The organism is Hymenobacter agri (genome assembly GCF_054778495.1).
Map to the genome: position 1 here is coordinate 1 of NZ_BAAGZM010000281.1, position 5,460 is coordinate 5,460.

Sequence of the window (5,460 nt, forward strand, 5' to 3'; positions counted from 1 at the left end):
CGGTGCTCTAGCCGGTGCGCTGGCGCAGGCCGTTGTAAAACCAGGTGATGCGCGTGGTGTCGGTGTCCACGGTCCAGCTGCCGTTGAGGTCGCGCTTGGCCTTGGCCAGCGGGCCGATGACTGCCACGCGCCGCAGGGCCGGAGTGAGGGGCAGAGTAGCGTTGGTGTTTTTCAGCAGCACCAGGGACTTTTGGGCCATCTGGCGGGCGGCGGCGCGGTTTTGTGGGTCGGCCAGCACCTGCTTTTCGCGCTTCTCGTCCGAAAAACGGTAGGGGTCGTCAAACAGACCCAGTTCAAACTTCTTGCGCAAAATGCGGCGCACGGCATCATCCACCAGGCTGATGTTCACTTTACCGTCGTTCACCAGCTGGGCCAGCTTCTGGTGGTAGGCATCGCTCTCCATGTCCATGTCGGAGCCGGCGGTAATGGCTTTCTGGGCGGCGTCGGCTTTGTCGGCAGCGTAGCCCCAGTTAGCCATTTCGCCAATCGAGCCCCAGTCGCTCACCACGAAGCCGGGGTATTGCCACTGGCCTTTCAGAATGTCGCGCTGCAAGTAGCTGCTGCCGGTGGCCGGAATACCGTTCAGGGTGTTGAACGAGTTCATGAACGTGGCTACGCCAGCCTCGGCGGCAGCGCGGAATGGCGGCAGGTAGGTTTCCCAGAGCTGCTGCTCGCTCAGGTCGACGACGTTGTAGTCGCGGCCGGCGGTGGCGGCTCCGTAGGCGGCGAAGTGCTTGGCGCAGGCCATCACGGCATCGGTGCCGCCCAGCTTCTCGCCCTGAAAGCCCAGCACGCGGGCCCGGGCAATCTGCGAGCCGAGGTAGGGGTCTTCGCCGGCGCCTTCCATCACGCGGCCCCAGCGTGGGTCGCGGCCCACGTCCACCATCGGCGCAAACGTCCAGTGAATGCCGGACGCGGCGGCCTCGCGGGCGGCCACGTGCGCGCCCAGCCGAATGGCATCCAAATCCCAGGAAGCAGCCTCGGCCAGCGGAATGGGGAAGGTAGTCTGGTAGCCGTGAATGACGTCGAGGCTAAACAGCAGCGGAATGTGCAGGCGCGATTCCAGCGCCACAGCCTGGATTTCGCGGGTATCCTTCACGCCCTTCACGTTCAGCATCGAGCCCACCTGCCCGTTGCGGATGCTGCTGAGCAGGGTGTTCTTGCGGTCGCTGGCCGGGCCGGTTACTTCCCGTCCTGAATACTGGTTAAGCTGGCCGACTTTCTCTTCCAGCGTCATCTGGGTGAGCAGGGCACTGATGCGCTGCTCGATGTCGGCCGGGCGGGCAGTGGCCGCCGTTGGGGCAGGTTTTTTCTTTTGCGCGACGGCCGCCGGGCCGGACAGCAGGCCCAACAACAGCAGCGGCAACAGCGGCTTAGGAAACGAAAAAGTCATGCAGATGCAATGAAAGGCCGCCGGAGCAGCCGGAAAAGGAATTGTGCATTTCTGGCGGCCGCAAGCCACCGCCGCCCCGGCCGGGGCCTCAGTCATACGTTCCCACCATTCTCGTGAGGCGTAATTCCGGCAGGGGAAGCAGTTTTTTCGGACTCCGAAACGGCCAGGCGGCCGCCAGGTAGGCACGGGTAGGTTAACGCTGGTCGAAGAAGTCGGCCAGATGATACATCTGTTGGTTGAGCTCGCGCATCTTGTCGAGCAGCGGTTGGTAGGGCTCCAGGTTGTTGTCGACGATGCCCTTGTTGGCGTTGGTGTTCGAGGGTTCGGCGCCCACCAGCGTGGGGTCGTTGTCCTGATATTTGAACCAGTGCCAGCCCACGCAATTCTTCGATTCGAGCAGGCCCAGCGTGAAATTCTGGTAGAAGAGGCCACGGTCGGTCTGCGTTTTCACCACCCAGCCGGCGCCGGCGGTGTTGGCCAGGCCGGGGGCGTCTTCGCCCTTCACGTACCATTCCGTCACGATGAAGGGCTTGCCGGCGAAAACTTCCCAGTCGCGCACCCAGGTTTTTTCGGGCGTCCAGTTGTTGTAGTAGTTGATGCTCACGGCGTCGAGGTACTTGCCCGCCACCTTCATCAGCTCCGGGTAGTAGCGCTGCGCGCCGTGGAAGCGGCAGCCCAGGTACATATGATTGGGGTCGTACTTCTTCAGGGCCCTGGCCACGATGCTGAAGTAGCGCTCGGCCGCAAAGGCCAGGAAATCGGCCCGGTTCTGGTCGGTAATGGTTTCGAGGGTGATGTTGCGCTCGTCGGCCCATTTTTTGGCGGCCACGTAGCCGGGCTCAGTGGGGGCCAGTTTCAGGTAGCCGTCGAGGTTTTTGCGCAGCAGCGGCATTTCGTTGTCGGAGAAATAGCCGAACAGGTTTTTGTCCTTCTTGTTGGCGGCCAGTTTTTTGGCTTGCTCCGCCACGTATTCTTCAAAGCCGGGGTCGAAGGTGAAAATCACGTCGTTGGGGTAGCCTTTGTGGCCGGGCTGCACGTAGGTGCCGCCGCGCTTGCTGCCGTAGCCGCTCATCCAGTCCAGATTGATGGTGTAGGCCAGGGGCTGGTCGGCCTTCTGGTTTTCGGCCTGAATCTCCTTCGTCGCCGACCACGCGCCCGCGCCATTAAAGCCATTCGCGAAGAAGAACTTACGGGTGGCGGCCATCCAGCCGGCGCGGTCGCCGTATTTGGCTTGTAGCGCCTGCTGGGTGCGCGCCGAGCCGCCGGGCTGCACGTCGTTGGGGGCGTTGTGCAGGAAGTAGTAGCCGTCGGGGTCCACGGCCCACCAGCGGCCGTTGATTTTCTCGACGCGGAAGAAGCCGGTGGCCTTGGTTTTCTTATCGAGCCGCCCGCCGTACTTGTCCAGCTTGGTCGTGGCCGGTGTGAAATTTTGCAGTGTCGCGATGGTGCGAGTGGGATAGTTTTTATACTCCGAAAAGCCCGCCTTGCCGTCGATGGCGGAGTTGTTGATGGTCTTTTTGGCAGCCACGCGCAGGATGTATTCGGCGCTGTCGCGGGAGGCGGTTTGGGCGTGGGCGGCGGATGATAGTCCGACTAACACCCCAGCAGCTAGAAGATGCTTGAAAAGCGAACGATGTAGAGACGCATAATTGCGTCTCGTCGTTGAACGATTCGTCTGGTTGGCGCGGACGACGAGACGCAAATATGCATCTCTACGGGTTGCTGACTTTGTCATTTCCCCGTATCGTATTTCGCCGCCTGCTGCCGGTAATATTCCTGCAGCACGTAAAATGCCTTCTTCTTCACGCCCGTGCTTGAAATCAGCCCCTTGCGGTTGAAGCCGTTCTGGTACACCGGGTGCTGCCGCCGGGTGGCGCGGAAGTCGGCCAGAATCCAGGGCGTCATGCCGCGCAGGCCTTTTATCGTGCTCAGCATCTTCAGCTGGTTCACGTAGAGGGCCTCTTGGTACTCCTCGCTCCAGCGGGTATCGGCGTCGCCGTGGTAGCCGGCCAGCGCATCGCCGCCGAATTCGCTAATCATCACCGGCTTGTTGTACTTGATGTCGAAGGTGTACTTGGTGATTTCGCCGGGCTTGCCGCCCCAGTACCAGCCCGCGTATTCGTTGAAGCTGGTCAGGTCGAGCGACTCGCCCAGCGGGTCGTCCACGTGCACCACGTTGTCGGGGGTGCGGTGCAGTTCCAAGGCGGCGGCGATGAGGCGCGTATCGTCGAGGCTGCGCGCTTTTTTCACGAGGTTGGTCATGAATGTGAGGCGCGGGTCGCCGAGGGGCGTTTCGTTGCCCACCGACCACACCACGATGCTGGCGCGGTTTTTCCCCATTGAAATCAGGTCCGAGAGCTGGGTTTCGGCGTTTTGGTAGGTGGCAGGGTTTTGCCAGGCTATGGTCCAGTATACCGGCACTTCGGCCCACACGAGGAGGCCCATTTCGTCGGCCAGCTTGAGCATGGTTTCGTTGTGCGGGTAGTGGGCCAAGCGCACGTAGTTGCAGCCCAGCTCCTTGGCCCAGGTGAGGAGCATGCGCAGGTCGCCCTCGCCGCGCGCCCGGCCGGGAATGAGCGGGTTCTCATCATGAATGGAAATGCCGCGCATAAACGTAGACTTGCCGTTCAGCAGGATGTCCTGGCCCCGCGTCTGTATGGTGCGGAAGCCGATTTTGTCCTGCACCGTTTCGCTGCCATTCGTGAGCGAAACTGCATACAGCTTAGGGGTCTGCGGCGACCACAGTTTCAGCTTCTTGGCCGGGATGCTGAACGTGGCGCGGCCTTCGCCGTCAGTTTTTAGCGTTTGCTTGATGCCCGCTTCGGCGATGTTCAGCGTTACCGACTGGCCGCTTTTGGAGGCGCCATCGAGCTGCACGTAGCCAGCCAACTGGCTCATATTGTCCTTGGCCAGCTGCACCTTGTAGTCGACAATGAACGTCTCGGGCGCTTCGGCAACGAACACGTCGCGGGTGATGCCGCCGTAGTTCCACCAGTCGGTATTGATGGTGGGCACGGCATCGAAGTGGCGGGTGTTGTCGGCCTTCACCACCACGAAGTTTTCGCCGCTGGGGTTCAGCCTGCCCGTTACTTCGTATTGGATGGGCGTGAAGCCGCCCTGGTGCATGCCCAGCTTCTTGCCGTTCAGGTAAATGTGGGATTCGTAGTTAATTGCCCCGAAGTAGAGAAAATAGCGTTTGCCGGCCGTGGGTGTAATCTTGAAGCTCTTTTTCAGCCAGATGGTGCCTTCATAGTACAGCAGCTTGGGGTCCTGCGAGTTCCAGTCGCCGGGAATCTGCAGGGCGGCCGAGTGGTCAAAGTCGTACTCAATCAGTTCGGGCTCCTGGGCGGTGCTGGGCTTGGCGTTGTCGTAGTAGCCGCCCTTGCCGCTGGCCGACTTATCGAACGCCTCGCGGCGGTAGTCATAAAAGCCGTTTTCGTAAGGGTCGATGATGTAGTTCCAGCTGCCGTTGAGGCTGAGCACGCGGCGGCCCGGCGCATTTTGGATGAGGGTGGTTTGGGCGCGGGCCGCCGGTGCAGCACAGAAGCCAATGCCCAGCACGAGGGCCAGCAGCAGCTTCAGCGGGGTGGGGTGGGGCATGGAAAGAGGGGAGAAGGGATAGGGGGAGGAGGGGAAAGAAGTCATGCAGAGCGCAGCGAAGCATCTCGCATGTGGTAGTAATCCAACCGTTTTGGCGCGATTGATTAGTGGCGGCACGCGAGATGCTTCGCTGCGCTCTGCATGACGTGCTGCTATCGTCTACCACCTTAGTTGTAGCCCGGGTTCTGAGTCAGAATCGGGTTGGTCTGGATTTCCTGGATGGGCAGCGGGAAGAGCAGGTTGTGCTGGTCAATCTGCACGATGCTGCCGGCGGCGGAGTTGTTCGGTCGGATGCTGTACTGCGTGAAATAGGCATTCATTACCTGCAGGGCGCGGTTCTGGCCGGCGCGCTCGGTGCGCAGCAGGTCGAACCAGCGGTGCCCTTCCATGTTCAGCTCCAGGCGGCGCTCCAGCTCGATGCGGTCGCGCAGCACGGCGATGGTGGTGCCGGCGGGCAGGTCGACGGT

4 protein-coding genes are annotated in these 5,460 nt (G+C 61.5%); all 4 read right to left on the bottom strand.

What is annotated here, in order from left to right:
• Positions 1-7 precede the first annotated feature (7 nt).
• Positions 8-1,393, bottom strand: coding sequence for a glycoside hydrolase family 3 protein (locus tag ACYVDE_RS13690; RefSeq protein WP_460502103.1), 1,386 nt, complete (start codon positions 1,391-1,393; stop codon positions 8-10).
• Positions 1,394-1,586: 193 nt separating this feature from the next.
• Positions 1,587-2,993, bottom strand: a complete 1,407-nt coding sequence (locus ACYVDE_RS13695; RefSeq protein WP_460502104.1) for a hypothetical protein — start codon at positions 2,991-2,993, stop codon at positions 1,587-1,589.
• Between the two features lie 131 nt (positions 2,994-3,124).
• Complete coding sequence (locus ACYVDE_RS13700) at positions 3,125-4,993, bottom strand: glycoside hydrolase family 2 protein (RefSeq protein ID WP_460502105.1); 1,869 nt, start codon at positions 4,991-4,993, stop codon at positions 3,125-3,127.
• Between the two features lie 167 nt (positions 4,994-5,160).
• Positions 5,161-5,460: RagB/SusD family nutrient uptake outer membrane protein (locus tag ACYVDE_RS13705; protein ID WP_460502106.1), on the bottom strand; the 300-nt coding region annotated here is incomplete at its 5' end.

Excerpts from the sequence above, each read along its gene's own strand:
- ACYVDE_RS13700 (WP_460502105.1), bottom strand. The coding sequence starts at position 4,993 with ATGCCCCACCCCACCCCGCTGAAGCTGCTGCTGGCCCTCGTGCTGGGC.
- ACYVDE_RS13690 (WP_460502103.1), bottom strand. The coding sequence starts at position 1,393 with ATGACTTTTTCGTTTCCTAAGCCGCTGTTGCCGCTGCTGTTGTTGGGC.